Here is a 19910-nt window from a genome sequence, read left to right as displayed (position 1 = left end):
GGGCACCGGGATCAGCGGCCGGTCAGGGGAAGGTCAGAGCTCGCTGGGAACCGGGAGGACCATCCGGAAGGTCGCTCCGCCGCCCGGGGTGCCGTCCAGTTCCAGCACCCCCCCGTGGGCCCGCACGATCGCCGACGCGATGGCCAGGCCGAGGCCCGACCCGCCGTCGGAGGAGCGGGCGCGGTCGGCGCGGTACAGCCGGTCGAAGACGAAGGGCGCGTCCTCGGCCGCCACACCGGGACCGGTGTCGCTCACCTCGACGACCGCCTCGCCGCCGGTGTTCCGGCCGACGACCACGTCGATCCTCGCCTCGGGAGGCGTGTGGCGGACCGCGTTGTCCAGGAGGTTGCCCACGACCTGCCGCAGCCGCAGCTCGTCGCCCGCGACGACGACGGCTTCGAGGCCGGTGTCCCGGCCGTTCAGCCCGACGCGCCGCTCGGGGTGGCGCAGGTGCAGGTCGCCGACGAGTTCGGCGGTGAGCGCCAGCAGGTCGACGGGCGCCCGCCGCACCTCCCGCCGCTCGTCCAGGCGGGCCAGCAGCAGCAGATCGTCGACCAGGACCCCCATCCGCGTCGCCTCGGCCTCGATCCGGGCCAGCGCCTCGTCGGCGGAGCCGCCCCAGCGCGCCAGCTCGGCGAACCCGCGGATCGTCGTCAGCGGCGTCCGCAGCTCGTGGGAGGCGTCGGCGAGGAAGCGGCGCATCTGCTCCTCCGACGCCGTCCGGGCGCCGATCTCCTCCTCCAGCCGGGTGAGCATGTGGTTCACCGCCCGGCCCAGCCGCCCCGGCTCGGTCCGCGGATCGGTGTCGGCGACCCGCTGCGCGTGGTCGCCCGCCGCGATCCGCTCCGCCGTGTCCTCCATCCGCGACAGCGGCCGCAGCCCCACACCGACGGTCGCCCGCGCGAGCAGCCCGACCGCGGCCAGGGCGCAGGCCATGACGATGAGGTCGATGGTGAGCAGCCGCAGGAACGTCCGGTCGGCCTCGGCCGAGGACAGGGCGCCCACCATCAGGTATCCGTCGGACAGACCGGACACCCGGACCCGCCAGGAGCCTTCCCCGTCGGTGCCCGGCACGGTGAAAGGCCGCTGCGCCGCACGGTCGCGCAGGAGGCCCGGTGCGGGCAGTTCGGGTCCCGGCGCGGTCTCGTCCGGCGGGAGAAGGCGTCGGCTCCCGTCCTCCTGGACGAGGTAGAGCTGAAAACCCCGCAGATCCATCGCGCCGACGCGCTCGGTGCCCAGCTCGCTCCAGACCCGCTGCACCAGCATGAGCTGTTCGGGCCTGACGCCGCCGAGCCCCGAGGTCATCTGGTCGAGCCGGTCGTCCACCTGGCCGACGAGGTAGGAGCGGAACATCAGGAGGCCCGCCCCGTTGGCCGCCAGCAGCCCGAGCGCGGTGAGCGCCACGGCCGTCAGGGCCAGCCGGGAGCGCAGCGACCACCGCCTCACGGCGCGGCCCGCAGCCGGTAGCCCACGCCCCGCACCGTGTGGATCAGCGGCGGCGCGTCCGCGTCGATCTTCTTGCGCAGGTAGTAGACGTAGGTCTCCACGATCCGGCTGTCCCCCGCGAAGTCGTAGCGCCAGACCCGGTCCAGGATCTGCGCCTTGCTGACGACCCGCCCCTGGTTCTCCAGCAGGTAGTTCAGCAGCTTGAACTCCGTCGGCGACAGCTCGATGAGGTTCCCGCCGCGCCGCACCTCGTGCGTGTCCTCGTCCAGCTCCAGGTCCGCGCAGCTCAGCCGCCGCGTTCCGTCGGCCGCCCCCGTGCGGCGCAGCACCGCCCGGATCCGCAGCACCAGCTCCTCCAGGCTGAACGGCTTGGCGACGTAGTCGTCCCCGCCCGCCGTCAGCCCGGCGATCCGGTCCTCCACCGCGTCCCTGGCCGTCAGGAAGATGATCGGGACGTCGCGCCCGGCGGCGCGTATCCGCCGGGCGGTTTCGAACCCGTCGAGGTCCGGCAGCATCACGTCCAGCAGCACCAGCGCGGGATCGGCGGCCCGCGCCGCCTCCACCGCCTCGGCACCGCACGCCGCGACCACCACGTCGAATCCCGTCAGCCGCAGCGTCTGCGCCAGCAGGTCCCTGATGTTCGGCTCGTCGTCGACGACCAGCACCGTTGTCCGCTCACCCACCCGATGAGACATACCGCATCAACCTCAGAACGAACTCAGAACCGGCCTGTCCGAGTATTCCCGGAGGAATGCCATGATCGCCTTATGGACGCGGGGAAGCTGTACGGCAGGAGACGCGAAGAGGACGTGATCGGCGGGCTGCTGGCAAAGGCGCGTGCGGGTGCCAGCGCGTCGCTGGTGCTGCGCGGCGAACCGGGCATCGGCAAGACGGCGCTGCTCGACCACGCCGCCGCGGCCGCCGGGGACCTGCGGCTGGTCCGCGGTACGGGCGTCGAATGCGAGGCGGAGCTGCCGTTCTCGGGGCTGCAGCTGCTGCTGCGCCCGGCGCTCGGCTCCCTCGCCGCGCTGTCCGGCCCGCAGCGCGAGGCCCTGGAGGCCGCGTTCGGGCTCCGGCCCGCCACCGGCTCCGAGCCGATGCTGGTGGGGCTGGCGGTGCTCTCCCTGCTGGCCGAGCACGCGGACGACGCGGGGCTGCTGTGCCTCGTCGACGACGCGCAGTGGCTCGACCGGGCGTCGCGGGACGCGCTCCTGTTCGCCGCACGGCGCCTGCACGCCGAGGGCGTGGTCATGATCTTCGCCGCCCGGGACGGCGAAGGCTCCTTCCCCGCACCCGGCCTCGCGGAGCTGCGGCTCGCCGGGCTGGCCCCGAAGGAGGCGGCGGCCCTGCTCGACCGGCACCCGCTCGCGCCCGCCGTGCGCCGCCGCCTGCTCGCCGAGGCGGGCGGCAACCCCCTGGCCCTGCTGGAACTGCCGGTCGCCCTGGCCGCCGAGGGCGGCGGCACGTTCACGCCGGGGGCGCTCCCCCTCACCGACCGCTTGCACCTGGCCTTCCACGGCCAGGTCAGCCGGATGCCCGAGGCCTGCCAGAGCCTGCTCCTGGTGGCCGCCGCCGACGAGACCGGCGATCTCACCGTGATCCTGCGCGCCGCCGCCGAGCTGGGGGCCTCCGTCGCGGACCTGGCCCCCGCCGAACGGGCGGGCCTGGTGCTCCGCGGCGGCGACGGCACCGCGATCCGCTTCCGCCACCCCCTCATCCGCGCCGCCGTCCACCAGCGGGCGCCGCTCGGGCAGCGCCTCGCCGTCCACCGCGCGCTCGCCGCCGCCCTCGACTCGTCCGAGCACGCCGACCGCCGGGCCTGGCATCTGGCGGCCGCCGCCATCGGAACCGACGAGGAGGCCGCCGCCGCGCTGGAGCTCACCGCCGCCCGCCCCTGCGAACGCAGCGGCTACGAGGCGGCCGCGGCGGCCTACGAACGGGCGGCCCTGCTGAGCGCCGATCCCGCGGCCAGGGCGCACCGCGAGGTGCTGGCGGCGGAGGTCGCGCTGGAGGCAGGGGATCTGGAGCGTGCCAGGTCCCTCGGAGGCCGCGCGGCACGGCGGCTGGACGGCGCGGCCCCGGCGGTGCACGCGCGGGTCGCCCAGGTGCGGGCGCTCGCGGACTTCTGGCAGGGCTCCTACGCCGCCGCCCACCGGCTGCTGCTCGACGGCGCCGGTCTCGTCCGCGACACCGATCCGGGCCGGGCCGCCGTACTGCTGATCCAGGCCGTCCACACCTCCTGGTACCTGGGGGAACGGCAGCTCGCGGCGACGCTGGACCGGCTGTCCGCGCTGCCGCTGGACGAGGGCGACCCCCTGGCGCCGGTGGCCTCCTACCTCGCCCACCTGGACCGCGGCCGTTCCGAGCGGCCTCCGCCGCTGAGCGACGCCCTCGCGGAGGTGCGACGGCGGGGCCGCGTCCCCGACCAGGTGTCGATGCTCCTGTGCGGAGCGGCGCTCGCGTCGGGCCAGGACGCCGACGCCTACGAGCTGGCGACCGCGCTCGCCGCCGAGCACCGCGCCTGCGGCGGCGCCGGACGGCTGCCGACCGTGCTGTTCTTCATGGCCGAGGGCGAGGTGTTCACCGGACGGCACCTGGACGCGCTCGCCACGGCGACCGAGGCCCTGGGGCTCGCCCGCGACACCGGCCAGCAGCAGTGGGTCAGCCAGTTCAGCAGCGTCCTCGCCCACCTCGACGCGGCCAAGGGCGAGGAGGCGGCCTGCCGGCGCAACGCCGAGGCGGGGCTGGCGGGGGCCGCCGCCGGGACCATCGCCCCCGGCGCGCCGTGGGCGCACTGGTCGCTCGGTCTGCTGGACCTGGGCCTCGGCCGCGCCGAGGCGGCGCTCGCCCGCTTCGAGCGCCTGACCCGCGAACCGATGCGCCACCACATCTGCGCCACCCGCTCCGTTCCCGACCTGGTGGAATCGGCGGTACGGGTGGGCGCGCCGGAACGCGCCGCCGAGCCCTTCGCGCGCTTCGAGGCGTGGGCCGAAGCGGTACGGCGGCCCTGGGCGGACGCGCTCGTGCTGCGCTGCCGCGGCCTGCTCGCCGCCGACGACCAGGCCGAGGCGTTCTACGCGGCGGCCCTCGAACTGCACGATCAGGACGGCCGCGCCCTGGAGTACGCCAGAACCGCGCTGCTCTACGGCGAGTGGCTGCGCAGAGCCCGGCGGAAGGCCGAAGCCCGCGGACCGTTGAACGACGCCCTGGAGGTCTTCGACCGGCTCGGCATGCGGCCGTGGGCCGAACGCGCCCGCGGCGAACTCACCGCGACCGGCGTCCAGAGCTCCAGGCCCACCGGGGGCGCGGCCGCCGACCTCACCCCGCAGGAACTGCAGATCTCCCGGCTCGCCGCCCAGGGCCTGTCCAACCGCGACATCGCCGCGCAGCTCTTCCTCAGCCACCGGACGGTCGGCTACCACCTCTACAAGGCCTATCCCAAACTCGGCATCGCCTCCCGAGGCGAGCTCAGGGATCTCGCCGCCCGGCTGGGACTGTGAGATCTTGTCATGATGACGCCTCCGGAACAGGTGCCACCTGGACGAACACTCCACCTGGACGTCGACGGGGTCCCGCCGGTCGAGCCCGGCCCCGGCGTCCGCGTGCGGATGCTGCCGGGCATGCCGGGAATCCGGACGTGGGTGATCGACCTCGCCCCCGGCGCCGTGTGGCCGGACCTCGACGTCCACGACGCCTACGGTGAGGCGTACTTCGTCGTCAGCGGCCAGATCGTCGAGGGCGACCTCACCCACGGCCCCGGCACCTACGTCGCCTTCGGGCCCGGGACGAGCCACCGGCCCCGCACGGAGACCGGCGCGCGCGTCTTCGGCTTCAACTACGATGCCGCCTGAGGGCTACCCGGCGGGCAGCGCCTCCCGCATCGCCTTCGCGGTGGAGGCCGGGTCGTAGTCCTCGCAAACGCCTTCGACCAGGATGATGTCGCCCTTGATGTGCCGTGAGCGCAGCGGCGCGATCTCCCGGTAGGCGGCCGAGTCCCACCAGGCCCGCGCCTCGGTGATCCCGGGGAAGCCGATCATCACGACGGCCCCGGGCCAGTCGCCCTCCTTCACCTCGTGCTGCGTGCCGTGCACCAGGAAGCGGCCGCCGTACGGCTCGAAGGTGGCCGGGACGCGCTCGATGTACTCGGCGATCTCCGGGTGCGGAGCGGCGTCCTGCAGATGGGCTATCGCGTAGGCGGTCATGTTCTCTCCCTTTCGTTCCGCGGATGGCCGGGGCGGACCGGTGCGGCGGCCCGCCCCGAGGTGTCTCAGACTCCGGCCGGCACCTTGTCGAGGAAGCCCAGCACCTGCCCGATCAGCCCGTCGGCGCCGACCACCACGACGTCGAAGCCGACGACGACCGGCTCGCCTCCCTCGGGCCCCAGGTGCCAGGTGAACCGCGCGGTGTCGTGGTGGGCGTCGACGGCACCGCCGAGTGCGAAGACCAGTCCGCCGAACTGGCCCTGGACCGCCGCGATGGCGGCGTCGAGCCCGTCCCTGCCCCGGACGGCGACCAGCGGGTCGGTGTACGTCCCGTCCTCGGCGAAGACCTCCGCCAGGGCCGCCCGGCGCGCGGTGGCGTCGGTCTCGTTCCACGCGGCGATGTAGCTCTGGACCAGTTCGTTCATGTCGCTCATGTCCCTGTCTCCTCAGCGTTCGCTCTCTCCTGTGGACACCAAACTAGAGAGCCGGGAGCGGCGGGGAATCTGACGTGCTTAAGTACTTCTGCGCCGGTAAGGCGGGACATCGCGAAGGCGGAAGGAACGGCATGAAGGTGCGACTCGATCCCGGGCTCTGCCAGGGTCACGGCCGCTGCTACGACCTCGCTCCGGAGCTGTTCGGGGAGGACGACGAGGGCTACGGAAGGGTCCTGGGCGACGGGACCGTCCCGCAGGACGGGGAGCAGGAGGCCCGCCGGGCGGCGGCCAACTGCCCCGAACACGCGATCGACCTCGTCCAGGAGGCATGACATGAGCGCCGACGACCGCTTCCGCGATCTCAAACGCGGAGAAGAGGGGCCGCCGCGCGGCATCCGCAACGAGGTCATCGAGGGCCCCGTCGCGGACTGGGCCACCGACTTCTCCCATCTGGAGCCCGCGTGGGCCGCCGATCCCTACGCCGTCCAGGACGAGCTGCGGCGGAGCTGCCCCATCGCGCGCACCGAGCGGTTCGGCGGCGGGTGGCTGCCCACCCGCTACGAGGACGTCGCGGCGATCGCCTACGACACCGAGCGCTTCAGCTCCCGGTCGATCATCGTGAGCAATTTCCGGCCGCCGCGCGAACTCGCCCCGGTGGGCACCGTGCCGCCGATCTCCTCCGACCCGCCGTTCCACCAGGGGGCGCGCAGACTGCTGCTCCCGGCCTTCACCAGGTCGGCGGTCTCCCGTTACGAGCCGTCGACGCGGGCGTTCTGCCACTCGCTCATCGACGCCCTCGAAGGGCGGGACGTCGTCGACGCCGCCCGCGACTACGCGCAGCACATCCCCGTACGGGTCATCGCCGACATGCTCGGCTTCCCGCCCGAGGACGGACCCCGCTTCCGCGAGTTCGTCGAGAGCGCGCTCGAAGGCGCCAACCTGCCCCCCGACGAGCGCGGCGCGCGGATGGGGAAGCTGTTCGACTACCTGCGGGAGCAGATCCACGACCACGTCGCCCGTCCGCGGGACGACCTGACGTCCTACCTCATCGACGCCGAACTCGACGGGCGCAAGCTCGACCCGTCCCATGTCGTGGGCACGATGGGCCTGCTGCTCATCGCCGGCATCGACACCACCTGGAGCGCGATCGGCGCCTCCCTGTGGCATCTGGCCCAGGCCCCGGCCGACCGGGAGCGCCTCGTCGCCGAGCCGGCGCTGCTGCCCACCGCCCTGGAGGAGTTCCTGCGCGCCTACGCGCCCGTCACCATGGCGCGGCTGGTGAAGGAGGACATGCACTGGAACGGCGTGGACATGAGGGCCGACGACTGGGTCCTGCTGTCCTTCCCCGCCGCCAACCGCGATCCGGAGCAGTTCGACCGGGCCGGGGAGGTCGTCATCGACCGCGAGCCCAACCGGCACGCCGCCTTCGGCCTGGGCATCCACCGCTGCGCCGGATCCCACCTGGCGCGCATGGAGCTGCGGGTCGCCCTGGAGGTCTGGCTCGAACGCCTCCCCGCGTTCTCCCTCGCCGACCCTTCGGCGGTCGCCTGGTCGGTGGGCCAGGTCCGCGGCCCCCGCGCGCTTCCCCTGCGGATCGGCTGAAGGCGTCCGGTCCGCCGCGGGGCGGACGGTCCGCCGGGAGCGGACCGTCCGTCAGGGGCGGGGACCGCGGGCCGGAGCGAGCCTGGACGCGATCACCTCGGCGATCTCCGCGAGCGGCGCCGGCTCCATCAGGAACCGGTGCTCGACGTCCAGCTCGTGGTTCTCGACCTTGCCGCTGATGCGGGGGCCCCAGTCGGCCTCGCCGGTCAGGGAGTCGGCGGTGCGGCCGCGGAGGGCGGTGAAGAACACGATGTCGCCGTCGAGGGGGCCCGGGGTGTACTCGCCCGCGATCCGGAGGCCGTTCTCGTAGTTGCGGTACAGGGCGATGAGGCCGTGGTCGTCGAGGCTGGCGAAGGCGCTGCCCCTCTCCTGGAGGGCGGCCATGATCCGGGGGACGTCCGGCGCGTGCCGGTCTCCGGCGATCTCCTCGGAGATCCCGGCCGCCTCCAGCAGCTCGGGGATGATCTCCTGCTCGGAGAGGACGAGGTCCTGGGAGTGGAAGGAGTCGATCAGCGCCAGGAGCGCGACCTCCTCTCCCGCCGCCTGGAGCTGCCGGGCGACCTCGTAGGCGATGACACCGCCGAGGGAGTAGCCCGCCAGGTGGTAGGGGCCTCGGGGCTGGACGCCCCGCAGGTGCGCCGCGTAGTCGCGGGCCGCCTCCTCCACCGACCCGTGCAGGGGTTCGCCGGCGTCCAGGAAGGCGCGCGCCTGCAGTCCGTAGACGGGCTGGTCGGCGGGCAGGTGCGGGAGCAGCCCGAAGTAGGGCCAGGCCAGGCCGCCCGCGGGCGGCAGGCAGAACAGCGGCGGCCGGCCGCCCGCGGCGCGGATCGGCAGGAGCACGCCGAGGCCGAGGTCGTCGTCCTGGGCCCCGCCGCGGGCGGCGACCAGCGCCTCCACGGTCTGGTGGGTGAAGATCGCCCGAGGGGACAGCTCGATCCCCGCCGAGCGCGCCAGGCCCGACAGCCGCATCGCGCGGATCGAGTCGCCGCCCAGGGCGAAGAAGCTGACGTCGGCCGGCGCCTTCGGCAGGGCGAGGACCTGGGCGAACAGCGCGGCGAGCCGCTCCTCCTCCGGACCCTCGGGATCGCGGCCCGCCAGGCCGAGCCCGAAACCGGGGGCGGGCAGCGCCTTGTGGTCGAGCTTGCCGTTCGGGGTGAGCGGGAACTCCGGCAGGAGCACGAACGCCGACGGCACCATGTACGACGGGAGGTGCTCGGCGGCGAACCGGCGCAGCTCCTCGGTGAACTCCCGATCCGGCTCCAGGCCGTTCGCGGGCACGATGTAGGCGACCAGGCGTCTGTCGCCGGAACGTTCCCCGCGGGCGGGCGCGGTGCGCTCCAGCGACCCGTCGGCGGTGCGGCGGACCAGCTCCCCCGTCCGGTACATCCGCTCGCCGGGCGCCCCGAACGGGCAGGCGACGAACCGTTCCGCCACCGGCCCGGGACGTCCCCCGGCCGTGTGCTCCAGGCCGTCCCCCACCAGGTACAGCTCGCCGACGACCCCCTCCGGGACGGGCCGCAGCGCCGGGTCCAGCACGTAGGCCCGCCGCCCGGCCCTCCCGTCCTCGGCGGCGCTCCCGCCGGTGACGACCGGCTCGCGCTCCTGGGGGTCGAGCAGGTCGATCCGGCCGACGGGCGTGTCCGGCGCGTGGGCGATCAGCCGGAACACCCGCTCCAGCCGCCGGGTCAGCCGCCGCGCCTGAGCGGCGTCGAACAGGTCGGGCCGGTAGTCCATGCGCAGCAGCAGCCGCTCGCCGGGGACGGCGGCCAGCGCGACCGGGTAGTGGGTGGCGTCGTAGCCGCCCGCCGTCGTGACCTTGAGCCCGTCCAGGTCGGCGCCCTCGGACGCCGGGTCGTAGGGGTAGTTCTCCAGCACGGTGATCGTGTCGAACAGGACTCCCGCGGGGGTGAGCCGCTGGATCTCGGCGATCGCCAGGTGCTGGTGCGGCATCAGCTCGATCTGCTCGTCCTGGAGCCGCCGCAGCGCCTCGCGCACGGTGTCGGCGGGCCGGGTCCGGACCCGGACGGGCAGCGTGTTGATGAGCAGGCCGACCATGGAGGCGACGTCGGGCAGCTCCGGCGGCCGCCCCGACACCACTCCGCCGAAGACCACGTCGCCGCGGCCGGTCTCGCAGCCGAGGACCAGGCCCCAGGCGAGCTGGAGGACCGTGTTGAGGGTGACGCCCTCGGCGCGGGCGCGCGCGGTGAGCGCGGCGCTGGTCCCGGCGTCCACCCGCAGCTCGACCAGCTCCGGCGGGACCGCGGGCCCCGCCGCCTCCGGCCGGATGAGGGTGGGCTCCACGACCCCGTCGAGCGCCGCGGACCAGGCCGCGGCGGCGGCCTCCCGGTCCTGCCGGGCCAGCCAGGCGAGGTAGGCCTTGTAGGGGGTGACGCGCGGCAGCACCCCTTCGTCTCCCCCGCCGAGGTACAGCGCGAACAGCTCGGTGGTCAGGACCGGGGTGGACCAGCCGTCGAGCAGCAGGTGGTGGTTGGTGCAGATCAGCCGGTGCCGCCCGGCCCCGAGCCGGGCGAGCACGAACCGGATGAGCGGCGGCCGCGTGAGGTCCCAGCGGTGCCTCCTCTCCCGCTCGGCCAGCGCGTCGACGGCGCCGGGATCGGCCGACAGGTCGGCCTCCTCCCACGGCACCCTGACCTCCCGGTGCACCACCTGCACCGGATCGCCCTGCTTGCGCTGCCGGAAGGAGACGCGCAGGTTCGCGTGGCGGCGCACGACGGCCTCGGTGGCGCCGCGCAGCCGCCCGGCGTCGAGCGGCCCGTCCAGGTCGAGGACCACCTGGGCGGAGTAGACGTCGGAGTCGCCATCGCAGAGCGCATGGAAGTACAAACCCTCCTGGAGGGGCGCCAGCGGCAGCACGTCCTCCAGATTGGACGGCTTCTTCGAGGTCCTCATAGGTCGTTCCACTCTTCGAGTTCCACAGCGCATCGATCTGGGATTGTTCCAGTTCGTCCAGAAGGCCGGAACTAGTGGAGCCTCCTGCTTTCCCAGCATGAACCAGGACGAACAGGTCGCGGTGGCGTTCGCCGGGATGATCTATCCGGCGGGCGCCGGCGCCGGCGCGGTGCAGACCTCCTTGAGGACCTCCGGCGGCCGCGGTGGCGTAGGAGGGGTTCTGGTTCGTGTAGTCGGCGAGCCCGCTGCGCATCGCCAGCAATTCCGCGATGGTGACCTTCTTCCCGTCGGGAACCCCGCGAACATGGGCGGAGACCGGATCGTCGAACCGAAGCCCGCCTTCCTGAGCGAGAAGCACGATCAGCGCGGGCCGACGGCTCGGATCGATCAGGAATCGAGAAGCGCCGGAGGCCGGACCGCGCCTAGCGTGACCGTCATGGACATCACCATTCACCAGGCCTTCCTTCCGCACGACGACCCGGACGCCTCCCTGGCCTTCTACCGCGACGCCCTCGGCTTCGAGGTCCGCAAGGACGTCGGATACGACGGGATGCGCTGGATCACGGTCGGACCCCCCGGGATGCCCGGCACGTCCCTCGTCCTGCACCCGCCCGCCGCCGATCCCGGCATCACCGAGGACGAGCGCCGCACCATCGCCGAGATGATGGCCAAGGGCACCTACGCCAGCATCATCCTGGCCGCCCCCGACCTCGACGCCGTCTTCGAGAAGCTGCAGGCCGGCAACGCCGAGGTCGCCCAGGAGCCGATCGAGCAGCCCTACGGGATCCGCGACTGCGCCTTCCGCGACCCCGCGGGCAACATGGTCCGCATCCAAGAGACCCGCTGAGCCGCCCGGCGCCCGCCGGGCGGTGGTGACGGCCGCGGAGGCGGCCTCCGCGGCACCCGGCCGGATTCCCCGATAGCCGACCAAGCGGTTGCTTGCATAAGGTGGCGGGCATGGGACTTCTGGACGGCCTGCGGGTGCTGGATCTGACGATGTGGCGGCCGGGGCCGTACGCGACGCAGCTGCTCGGGCGGCTCGGCGCCGACGTCGTCAAGGTCGAGCCGCCCGGCGGGGAGCCGATGCGGGTCTTCCGCGACCACTTCGACGTGCTGAACCGGCACAAGCGCAGCGTCGAACTCGATCTGAAGACCGACGCGGGGCTCGCGCGGTGCCTGGAGCTGGCGAAGGACGCCGAGGTGTTCGTCGAGGGGTTCCGGCCGGGTGTAGCCGACCGGCTGGGCGTCGGGTACGCCCGGCTCCGGGAGGCCGCGCCCGCGCTCGTCTACTGCTCGATCTCCGGATACGGCGCCGAAGGGCCGCTGGTCGACGTGCCGGGACACGACGTCAACTACCGCGCCTACGCGGGCGCTCTCGCCCAGGACACCACGGCGGCGGGGGCGGAACTGGCCGTCGCCGACATGGCGGCGGCGACGATGGCGGCGTTCGCGATCACGGCGGCCGTGCTGAAGGCGCGACAGACCGGCGCCGGCGAGCGGATCGACCTCGCCATGGCGGACGTGCTGGCCGACTGGGTCGAGACCTCGCCCAACATGACCGACGCCGACGCGCCCGTCCCGGGATACGGGATCTATCCGACGAAGGACGGGCGCACGATCGCCCTCGGCGTCGTCTCCGAACAGGCGCTGTGGGCGGCGACCTGCCGGGCGCTCGGCCTCGAACGGCACGCGGACGTCCCGTTCCTGCAGCGGTTCGAGCGGCTGAAGGAGCTCGACGGCCGGATCGCCGACGCGGTCGCGGCCCTCACCCGGGACGAAGCGCTCGCGCGGCTGTCGAGGGAAGGCGCGCCGGTGGCGCCCGTCCTGACCCGGACGGAGATGCTCGCGCACGAGCACTTCCGCGCGAGGGGCATCGGGACGGGACCGATACGGACGGCGAACCAGCCCAACCCCTCGCAGGGAACGGCTCCGGAACTGGACGAGCACCGGGGCGAGGGCTGGCGCCTCACAGACTGACACCCGGCCGGGAACGTCCTCGCTCAGGCGTTCGCGGGGGCCGCGGGAGAGGCGGACTTGGACGCGGAGGGGCGCAGGAAGAGGTAGAGGACGGGTACCGCGTAGGCCAGCCAGACGGCGGCCTGGAGCCAGGTGACGGTGGGCGTCAGGTTGAAGATGCCGTGCAGGAAGGTCTGGAGCCACTCGCCCGGACGGCCCCAGTCGCCGAAGAGGAGCGACGGCTGGAAGGCGACGGCGTCGAGGCCGGGGAGGACGTCCGCCTCCTGGAGGTCGTGGAAGCCGTAGCCGAGCACGCCCGCGGCGACCAGCACCAGGGCGCCGCCCGTCCAGGTGAAGAACCTGCCGAGGTTCAGCGACATGCCGCCGCGGTAGAGCAGGTGACCGAGGACGACGGCCGTGGCCAGCCCGGCGAGCGCGCCTCCGACCGACTGGGCGGGGGAGACGTAGGAGTGGGCGATGTTGGTCCACAGGAAGAGCGCGGTCTCCAGGCCCTCCCGGCCGACCGACAGGAAGGCGACGAAGGCCAGGGCGGCGGGGCCGAGGTCGAGCGCCTCGTCCAGCCGTCCTTCCAGCTCGGCCTTGATGCCCCGGGAGGCCCTGCGCATCCAGAAGACCATCCAGGTGACGAGCCCGACGGCGACGATCGACAGCGCGCCGCCGACCAGCTCCTGGATCTTGAAGTGGCTCTCCTGCGCGATGAGGGTCTGCAGCACCAGCGCGAACAGGACGCTGACCGCGACCGCCGCCGCCACGCCCGCCCAGACCGGGACGAGCGCGCGGCGGTTGCCGGTCTTGACGAGGTAGGCGATGAGGATGCTCACCACCAGGGCAGCCTCCAGGCCCTCGCGGAGGCCGATGAGGTAGTTGCCGAGGAACATGGACGCCTCCGGGACGGCTAGGAGAAGAGGGTCTCCCCCCAGAAGCCGCCCTCGCGGACTCCCGGGGGAACGGCGTACACGCCGCTGCCCACGTGCTGGATGTATTCGTTGAGGCGGTCGCCGCGCAGGTTCGCCTGGACCCGGACGAACGACGCGTCGATGTCGCGCTGGTAGGCGAGGAAGAACAGGCCCGCGTCGAGCCTGCCGAGCCCGTCGGTGCCGTCGGTGAAGGAGTAGCCCCGGCGGAGCATGCGGGCGCCGGCGTTGGCGTCGGGGTGGGCGAGGCGGACGTGGGCGTCGGGCGCCATCCGCTCCAGGATCACCGGGTCGTGCTCGCGCGAGCGGCCGGGTGAGGCGCCTTCGCCCTTGGACCTGCCGAAGACCTCCTCCTGCTCGGCGAGCGAGGTGCGGTCCCAGGTCTCGATGTGCATCCGGATACGACGCGCCACCAGGTAGCTGCCGCCCGCCATCCACGGCGCGCCGTCCTCGGCCGCGGCCCAGACGTGCCGGCCGAGCAGGGCCTCGTCGGTGCCGGGGATGTTGTTGGTGCCGTCCTTGAAACCCATCATGTTGCGCGGCGTCTGGGAGTCGGGCGTGGTGGAGGAGGTCTTGCCGAAGCCGAGCTGGGACCAGCGGACCGACACCGTGCCGAAGCCGATGCGGGCGAGGTTGTGCACGGCGTGCACCGCGACCTGCGGATCGTCGGCACACGCCTGGATGCACAGGTCGCCGCCGCTGCGCGCCGGGTCCAGCTTGTCACCGGGGAAGTGCGGCAGGTCCACCAGCGCCGCGGGCCTGCGGTCGGCCAGCCCGAGCCGGGTGAAGAAGGACGGGCCGAACCCGAGGGTGAGGGTGAGGCGGGAGGCGGGCAGGCCGAGGGCCTCCCCCGTGTCGTCCGGAGGGGCCAGCGGTGCGCCGCCGACGGCGCCGCCGCCGACCGGCAGCCCGCGCGTCATCGCCGCCGCGGCCGCCGTCCACTCCCGCAGCAGCGCGACGACGCGCTCGGGGTCGTCGCCGGTGAGGTCGAACGCCGCGAAGTGCAGCCGGTCCTGGACGGGTGTGGTGATACCCGCCTGGTGGGCACCGTGGAAGGGGATGACGCCGGGGTCGGCCTCGGTCTCGCCGGAGGAGGTGCGGGCCACCTGGAAGAGGCCCGCCGCGCCGGCGAGCACGCCCGCGCCGCCGGCGCCCAGCAGGGCGCGGCGGCTGACAGGAGGACGTCCGGCCATGGTCAGGCGACCGCGGCGGCGAGCTTGGACAGGGGTTCGCCGAGCGCGTTGACCACGTCGGTGAGCTTCTTGCGCTCGTCGGCGCCCACGGTGTCGTAGGAGACGTAGCCGTCGCCCTTTTCGTGCTTCTTCAGGGCGGTGTAGACGTCGGCGAAGGCCCCTTCCAGCGCGGTGGCCAGAGCGGCGTCCTTCTCCTTGACGACGGGCGCGAGCAGCTCGAACACCTTGGAGGCGCCGTCGAGGTTGGCCTTGAAATCCACGAGGTCGGTGTGGGAGAACGCCTCCTCCTCACCGGTGATCTTCCCGGTGGCCACCTCGTCGAGCAGCTCCTTGGCGCCGTTGGCCATCGAGGCGGGCGTGATGTCCACGGTGTGGACCCGGTCCTGGAGGTCCTTCAGGTCGGTGATGAGCTGGTCGCCGACAGCCTCCATGCCCTTGGCCGAGCCGTCCTCCCACAGCGCCTTCTCCAGCTTGTGCCAGCCGGACCAGCCCGCCTTCTCCTCGTCGGTGAGGTCGGCCTCGCGGGCGTCGATCTTCGGGTCGAGGTCGCCGAAGGACTCCGCGACGGGTTCGACGCTCTCCCAGCCGAACCGGGAGGGCGCGTACAGCTCCTTGGCCTTCTCGATGTCGCCCGCCTTCACCGCGGCGACGAACTTCTCGCTCACCGACACGGTGTCGGCCACCTGGGCGTCGATGTAGAGCCGGTAGTCGGCGACCGCCTTGACCAGGCGCGGGTCGAGCGCGGCCGCCTCGCCGGAGACCTTCACGTCCTGCCGGATGCCGTCGCCGACCATGCCGGGCTTGCAGCCGATCTGCTGGTCGCCCGCGGGGAGGCTGACGGTGATGTCGTAGCTGGTGCCGGGGCCGATGTTCTCCTTCTCGGAGATGATCTTGCCGTCGGGCGCGTAGAAGTAGACCTCGGTGACCTTGGAGCCTTTGTTCACCAGGGTGAAGGTGTGCGAACCGGCGGTCAGGTCGGTCCGGGAGACCTCGCACTCGGTGTCGGTGGACACGACGGTGAGCGCCGCGGGGTCGGCCGCCGGGTCGGAGGCGCCGCAGGCGGTGAGCGCGGACAGCGCGGCGGCTCCGGTCAGGGCGAGCAGGGGCAGGGAGCGCAAGGGGGTCTCCGCAGAAATGAGGTACTGGCGCAGGGCGCGCCGGAGCGGACCGCTCCGGCATAGGTGAGCCTAACCTACCTTCTACAGCGTGTAAATTCTCCGGGCGGTACGGGGACCTGGGCGGATGGGACGCGGGATCGGGCCGAGGCCCGGGAGAACGCTCGGGTCAGTCCTCGGAGTCGCGGAGCAGGGCGCGCAGGAACTCCTCGTCCTGCTCGTCCAGGGTGCTGACGAACCTGCGCAGCACCGAGGCGCGGTCGGGCTCCTCGGTGAGCAGCCGGTTCATCCGGCCCGCGACCAGCGCGGCGGCGTCGGCGACCGCCTCGTAGCGGTAGGCGCGCCCGTCGCGGCGGCGGGTGGCGGCGCCCTTGTCGTACAGGCGCGTGAGGATGGTGACGACCGTGCTGTAGGACAGCTCGGGAAGGCGGTCGCGCACCTCGCCGGGGGTCAGGCCGCGGCCGGCCCGGGTGAGCACCGTGACGATCTGCCCTTCGAGCTGGCCCGCCCGCCGCCGCCCGCTCCCCCGTTCAGGGTCGGATGACGGGAAAAGGCTCACCTTTCGACTCTACCGGCGCATCCCCGGCGTGGTGGCAAACTGGCTGCGTGTTCGATCATTTCGTCTGGTCAGTGCTGGTCGCGCCGCTGCTCGTCGTGGCCGCCGCCGCCCTCGTCGCGGGCAGGCTGCGGCCCGGCGCCGGAGCGGCGGCGCTCGCCTGGTCCGCGGGCGGGGCCGCGCTCGCCTCCGCGGCCAACCTCGCCCTCTTCTGCGTCAAGGCGGTCGCCGAGATCCCCGCCGTCGACGCCTACTTCGGCCTGTCGCACGGCACCGTGACCGCCGACACCGCGCACGTCCCGTGGGTGTCGTGGCTCTCGGCCGCCCTGCTCGCCTGCTGCGCCGCCGCGGCGGGCCGGGTCTGGCGGCGCCACCGGCGCGGGCACGCGGTGATCAGGACCCTCGCGCCGCTGCCCGGCGGCGAGCGGGTGGTGCTCCTGCCCCGGGCCGCCCCCGACGCCTTCGCCGTCCCGGGCCGGCCGGGGCGGATCGTCGTCACCAGCGGCATGCGCGACAGGCTCACCGACGCCCAGTACGCGGCGCTGCTGGCGCACGAGCAGGCGCACCTGGACGGACGGCACCACCGGCTGGTGCTGCTCGCCGACCTCGCCGGCGCCCTCCATCCCGCGCTGCGCTGGGTCTCGCAGCGGGTCGCCCACCTCGTCGAACGCGACGCCGACGAACGGGCGGCCGCCGCGATCGGCGACCGCCGCACCGTCGCGAAGGCCATCGCCGCGGCCGCCCTGGCCACCCGCGAGGCGGCGGCCTCCCCCGGCCTGCACATGGCCCGGCCCGGCTCCGTCCCCCGCCGCGTCACCTCGCTGCTCACCCCGGACCGCAGGCTGCTCCTGCCCTGGGCGGCCCTGCTGCCGCTCGCCCTGGCCGCGAGCTCCCTCGTGTGGACCGGTGAGGCCGCCGTGGACCTCCAGCAGCTCCTGCGATCGGCCCACCAGGCAGCGGCTCCGGCGCGCTGACGGCTGGGGTGCCCGCCGCCGCCGGTCAGAAGGGGATGTAGACCCAGTTCTTGGGGCGGTAGGCGTTGTGGAGCACGAGCGAGAGATAGCGTCCGGCGTTGCGCAGGTACTCGTCGGTGGAGAACGCGGCGCGTTCGATCGCGGGGAGGGCGGGCTCGGCGGCGTCGCCGAGGTAGGTGAGGGCGTTGAGGGCCTGCAGGCGGACTCTGGGGTCGGGATGGCGGTCCAGGGTCCCGGCCAGGAAGGGCACCGCTTCCGTGGCGCGGCCCAGGCCGGCCAGGGCCTCGGCGATCACCACGCGGACCTGGGGTGATGGTTCGTCCTCCAGGCGTCCGGCCAGGGTCTTCGCGGCGGGGGCGGCGTCCTCGCCGAGCATGAGCAGACCGGAGGCCGCCCAGTAGCGGACCGCCTCGTTGCCGTCGGCCAGGTCGCGGGTGAGCGAGGGCAGCCGGGCGGGGTCGCGGCGGATGGCGGTCGCGGCGACGTCCATGACGCGGCGCAGCGGGTAGGCGCCGGGGGCGCGGCTCTGGTCGTAGCCTTCCAGCGGGGAGCCTTCGGGGATGAACCCGTTGTCGTTGACGGCCAGGAGATGGGCGTCGAGGGCCTTGCTGAGCCGGTCGAGGACGGCGCGGTGGGCGGGGTCGCGCGCGAGGTCGTCCACCTCGTCGGGGTCGGCGCGCAGGTCGTAGAGCTCCTCGGCGGGCTTGGCCCGCCAGAACCGGTCCTGGACGTCGGTGAGGGTGCCGTCGAGGTGCGCCTGCTCCCAGTCCTGGTAGCCCTTCTGCTGCCAGGCGTAGGCCTGGTGCTGGCCCCAGGGGCGGTGCGGGCTGTAGTTGCGGATGTAGCGGTAGCGCTCGTCGCGGACGGTGCGGACCATGTCGTAGCGCTCGTCCATGCGGTTGCGCACGGCGAAGGCGTAGGCGGGGCGGCTCCGGCCGGTCAGGGGGGTGCCGCGCATGTGGGCGGGGGGCCGGAGTCCGGCCAGGTCGAGCACCGTGGGGGCCAGGTCGAGGGAGGTGACGGGCTCGGTGACGACGGAGCCCGGCGCGGCCGGCGCCAGGTGCGCCCACTTCTCGGGGAAGCGGACGATCAGGGCGGTGCGCAGGCCGCTGTCGTAGCAGTGGCGTTTGCTGCGCGGCAGGGCGCCGCCGTTGTCGGAGTAGTAGAAGACGATCGTGTCGTCGGCCAGGCCGTCCTTCTCCAGCTCGTCCAGGCGCTTGGCGACCCAGGAGTCCATCTCGGCCATGAGGTCGTGGTAGCGGGCGCGGTCGGCCCTGATGCGCGGGGTGTCGGGCAGGTAGGCGGGCACCCGCACGTCCTCGGGCCGGGTCCGCCCCGAGGCGGTGAAGAACAGGCCGGTCTCGTGGGTGATCCTCGTGTTGAACACCGAGAGGAACGGTGCGCCCTTCGGCCGCCGCCGCCAGTGCGCGAAGGGCCCCGACAGGTTCCACACCTCGGCGGGCCGGAAGGGCGCGTTGTAGTCGGTCTTCTCATTGTTCGTGCAGAAGTAGCCCGCTTCGCGCAGATACTCGGGATACCCGCGGAGGAAGGCGGGGATGCCCCCCTCGGCTCTCATGTGCTGCGCGGGCCCGCAGCTCTCCGGCGGCATCCCGGTGAGGATCGCGAACCGCGACGGCGCGCAGACCGGAGCGCTGGAGAAGGAGTTCTCGTACCGCACCCCCTCCCGGGCGAGGCGGTCGAGCGTGGGCGTGCGCGCCAGCGGATCCCCGTAGGCGCCGATGAACGGATTGTTGTCCTCGCTCACCAGCCACAGGATGTTCGGCCTCCGCGCCCTCGCCCCGGCCCGGTCGGGCAGGCCCGCCGCGAGAAGCCCGCCCGCCCCCGCCGCCAGCACATGCCTGCGCGACACCTCAAAAGAACTCATCTGTTTCCACCCATTAAGGCGATCAAGCCCGGACATCGTTGATCTCAGATGCCCTGCGCGAGCGGTGGATGTCAACGGCCGCATGTGGACTCGGCGACGATCACGAGCTCACTTCGCCAGGGAGACGGTCGCCCCGCCCGACAGCACCGAGTCGTGCAGCTCGATCGCGGTCGGCTTCGCCTTCTTGGGGATGTCGTAGACGATGACGCCCTTGACGGTGTTGCCCGGGTTGATCTCCTCGAACAGGGACTTGCTGTCCTTGAGGTAGATGGCGGCCTCCCCGTCGGCGGAGAACTCCTTCTCGCCGGCGAGCAGCTTCTGGGCGTCGCCGAGGAAGTACTGCGGCTTGTTGCCGTGGTTCTTCACCGTGACGTACACGAGGTAGAAGCGGCCCTGCGGGGAGTGGCTGAGGAAGGAGTCACCGAGCGTGGCGGGCCCGTTCCCGGCCTTGGTGACCTTGAAGGTGAACTTCCCGTCCTTCACCCGAGCACCGATCCCCGCCACCTTGGGCGCGGGCTTCTCCTCCCGGCGGACCTGCGCGCTCCGCTCGCCCTCGCCGGGGGGCGCGGAGGTGGTCTCGGCCGCCTCGCACGCGGTGACCAGCAGGCAGGCCAGGGCGACGGGCAGGACGCGGAGGGAGGGGTGCATGGGGGTCTCCTTAGGGGTGGCGGCCGCCCTTGGGCGCCGTACGGGCGATGCCGG

At 73.3% G+C, this 19910-nt stretch carries 18 protein-coding genes; 7 read left to right on the top strand and 11 right to left on the bottom strand.

What is annotated here, in order from left to right; genetic code table 11:
• Positions 1-33: 33 nt before the first annotated feature.
• Together ABD140_RS15255 and ABD140_RS15250 are read right to left on the bottom strand one after the other, a co-directional pair.
• The gene (locus ABD140_RS15255; protein WP_344241178.1) at positions 34-1446 is read right to left on the bottom strand and encodes a sensor histidine kinase; all 1413 of its coding nucleotides are present in this window, start codon (positions 1444-1446) and stop codon (positions 34-36) included.
• Complete coding sequence (locus ABD140_RS15250) at positions 1443-2129, bottom strand: response regulator transcription factor (RefSeq protein ID WP_344241177.1); 687 nt, start codon at positions 2127-2129, stop codon at positions 1443-1445. Before ABD140_RS15250 ends, ABD140_RS15255 begins: the two co-directional genes overlap by 4 nt.
• 84 nt (positions 2130-2213) lie before the next feature.
• Here ABD140_RS15250 and ABD140_RS15245 point away from each other — a divergent pair, with 84 nt between their 5' ends.
• Positions 2214-4946, top strand: a complete 2733-nt coding sequence (locus ABD140_RS15245; RefSeq protein ID WP_344241175.1) for a helix-turn-helix transcriptional regulator — start codon at positions 2214-2216, stop codon at positions 4944-4946.
• Between the two features lie 9 nt (positions 4947-4955).
• Positions 4956-5297, top strand: coding sequence for a cupin domain-containing protein (locus ABD140_RS15240; protein WP_344241173.1), 342 nt, complete (start codon positions 4956-4958; stop codon positions 5295-5297).
• Between the two features lie 3 nt (positions 5298-5300).
• On the opposite strand, the gene ABD140_RS15235 is transcribed toward ABD140_RS15240, so the two are convergent.
• On the bottom strand, positions 5301-5648 hold the full coding sequence (locus tag ABD140_RS15235) for a DUF1330 domain-containing protein (RefSeq protein ID WP_344241171.1): 348 nt from the start codon (positions 5646-5648) through the stop codon (positions 5301-5303).
• Between the two features lie 65 nt (positions 5649-5713).
• Positions 5714-6082, bottom strand: coding sequence for a nuclear transport factor 2 family protein (locus ABD140_RS15230; protein WP_344241169.1), 369 nt, complete (start codon positions 6080-6082; stop codon positions 5714-5716).
• Between the two features lie 131 nt (positions 6083-6213).
• On the opposite strand from ABD140_RS15230, the gene ABD140_RS15225 reads away from it, so the two are divergent.
• Complete coding sequence (locus ABD140_RS15225) at positions 6214-6414, top strand: ferredoxin (RefSeq protein WP_344241167.1); 201 nt, start codon at positions 6214-6216, stop codon at positions 6412-6414.
• A gap of 1 nt (position 6415) precedes the next feature.
• Positions 6416-7684, top strand: a complete 1269-nt coding sequence (locus tag ABD140_RS15220; RefSeq protein ID WP_344241165.1) for a cytochrome P450 — start codon at positions 6416-6418, stop codon at positions 7682-7684.
• A 51-nt stretch (positions 7685-7735) separates the two neighbouring features.
• Here ABD140_RS15220 and ABD140_RS15215 read toward each other — a convergent pair whose 3' ends face one another.
• Complete coding sequence (locus tag ABD140_RS15215; protein WP_344241163.1) at positions 7736-10594, bottom strand: condensation domain-containing protein; 2859 nt, start codon at positions 10592-10594, stop codon at positions 7736-7738.
• 436 nt (positions 10595-11030) lie between these two features.
• On the opposite strand from ABD140_RS15215, the gene ABD140_RS15210 reads away from it, so the two are divergent.
• Both ABD140_RS15210 and ABD140_RS15205 read left to right on the top strand, forming a co-directional pair.
• On the top strand, positions 11031-11441 hold the full coding sequence (locus tag ABD140_RS15210; protein ID WP_344241162.1) for a VOC family protein: 411 nt from the start codon (positions 11031-11033) through the stop codon (positions 11439-11441).
• 110 nt (positions 11442-11551) lie between these two features.
• Positions 11552-12571 (top strand): CaiB/BaiF CoA transferase family protein, encoded by a 1020-nt coding sequence (locus ABD140_RS15205; protein WP_344241160.1) that lies wholly within the window; start codon positions 11552-11554, stop codon positions 12569-12571.
• A gap of 23 nt (positions 12572-12594) precedes the next feature.
• On the opposite strand, the gene efeU is transcribed toward ABD140_RS15205, so the two are convergent.
• From efeU to ABD140_RS15185, 4 genes are all read right to left on the bottom strand, one after another.
• Positions 12595-13449, bottom strand: a complete 855-nt coding sequence (efeU, locus tag ABD140_RS15200) for an iron uptake transporter permease EfeU (protein ID WP_344241158.1) — start codon at positions 13447-13449, stop codon at positions 12595-12597.
• A 17-nt stretch (positions 13450-13466) separates the two neighbouring features.
• On the bottom strand, positions 13467-14678 hold the full coding sequence (gene efeB / locus ABD140_RS15195; RefSeq protein WP_344241156.1) for an iron uptake transporter deferrochelatase/peroxidase subunit: 1212 nt from the start codon (positions 14676-14678) through the stop codon (positions 13467-13469).
• Positions 14679-14680: 2 nt separating this feature from the next.
• Positions 14681-15796, bottom strand: a complete 1116-nt coding sequence (gene efeO, locus ABD140_RS15190; protein WP_344241154.1) for an iron uptake system protein EfeO — start codon at positions 15794-15796, stop codon at positions 14681-14683.
• Positions 15797-15962: 166 nt separating this feature from the next.
• A complete protein-coding gene (locus tag ABD140_RS15185) occupies positions 15963-16352 on the bottom strand; it encodes a BlaI/MecI/CopY family transcriptional regulator (protein ID WP_344241152.1) in 390 nt (129 codons plus the stop codon).
• Positions 16353-16399: 47 nt separating this feature from the next.
• Between ABD140_RS15185 and ABD140_RS15180 the strand changes: the two genes are divergently transcribed.
• Positions 16400-17323: a M56 family metallopeptidase gene (locus ABD140_RS15180; RefSeq protein ID WP_344241150.1), complete on the top strand. Its 924-nt coding sequence runs from the start codon at positions 16400-16402 to the stop codon at positions 17321-17323.
• A 25-nt stretch (positions 17324-17348) separates the two neighbouring features.
• Here the strand turns inward: ABD140_RS15180 and ABD140_RS15175 are convergent, their stop codons facing one another.
• Entirely contained in the window at positions 17349-19208 is a 1860-nt protein-coding gene (locus ABD140_RS15175; protein ID WP_344241148.1) for a sulfatase-like hydrolase/transferase, read from the bottom strand.
• A gap of 108 nt (positions 19209-19316) precedes the next feature.
• Positions 19317-19856, bottom strand: coding sequence for a DUF4352 domain-containing protein (locus tag ABD140_RS15170; protein WP_344241146.1), 540 nt, complete (start codon positions 19854-19856; stop codon positions 19317-19319).
• Positions 19857-19910: the final 54 nt, after the last annotated feature.

Source organism: Actinocorallia libanotica, from assembly GCF_039525175.1.
In the GTDB taxonomy this organism is placed as follows: domain Bacteria; phylum Actinomycetota; class Actinomycetes; order Streptosporangiales; family Streptosporangiaceae; genus Actinocorallia; species Actinocorallia libanotica.
The sequence above is the reverse complement of the archived record's forward strand: the minus strand, read 5'-3'. Positions and strand labels throughout refer to the sequence as shown.

Excerpts from the sequence above, each read along its gene's own strand:
- ABD140_RS15245 (WP_344241175.1), top strand. The coding sequence starts at position 2,214 with ATGGACGCGGGGAAGCTGTACGGCAGGAGACGCGAAGAGGACGTGATC.
- ABD140_RS15240 (WP_344241173.1), top strand. The coding sequence starts at position 4,956 with ATGATGACGCCTCCGGAACAGGTGCCACCTGGACGAACACTCCACCTG.
- ABD140_RS15235 (WP_344241171.1), bottom strand. The coding sequence starts at position 5,648 with ATGACCGCCTACGCGATAGCCCATCTGCAGGACGCCGCTCCGCACCCG.
- ABD140_RS15230 (WP_344241169.1), bottom strand. The coding sequence starts at position 6,082 with ATGAGCGACATGAACGAACTGGTCCAGAGCTACATCGCCGCGTGGAAC.
- ABD140_RS15225 (WP_344241167.1), top strand. The coding sequence starts at position 6,214 with ATGAAGGTGCGACTCGATCCCGGGCTCTGCCAGGGTCACGGCCGCTGC.
- ABD140_RS15220 (WP_344241165.1), top strand. The coding sequence starts at position 6,416 with ATGAGCGCCGACGACCGCTTCCGCGATCTCAAACGCGGAGAAGAGGGG.
- ABD140_RS15215 (WP_344241163.1), bottom strand. The coding sequence starts at position 10,594 with ATGAGGACCTCGAAGAAGCCGTCCAATCTGGAGGACGTGCTGCCGCTG.
- ABD140_RS15210 (WP_344241162.1), top strand. The coding sequence starts at position 11,031 with ATGGACATCACCATTCACCAGGCCTTCCTTCCGCACGACGACCCGGAC.
- ABD140_RS15205 (WP_344241160.1), top strand. The coding sequence starts at position 11,552 with ATGGGACTTCTGGACGGCCTGCGGGTGCTGGATCTGACGATGTGGCGG.
- efeU (WP_344241158.1), bottom strand. The coding sequence starts at position 13,449 with ATGTTCCTCGGCAACTACCTCATCGGCCTCCGCGAGGGCCTGGAGGCT.
- efeB (WP_344241156.1), bottom strand. The coding sequence starts at position 14,678 with ATGGCCGGACGTCCTCCTGTCAGCCGCCGCGCCCTGCTGGGCGCCGGC.
- ABD140_RS15175 (WP_344241148.1), bottom strand. The coding sequence starts at position 19,208 with ATGAGTTCTTTTGAGGTGTCGCGCAGGCATGTGCTGGCGGCGGGGGCG.
- ABD140_RS15170 (WP_344241146.1), bottom strand. The coding sequence starts at position 19,856 with ATGCACCCCTCCCTCCGCGTCCTGCCCGTCGCCCTGGCCTGCCTGCTG.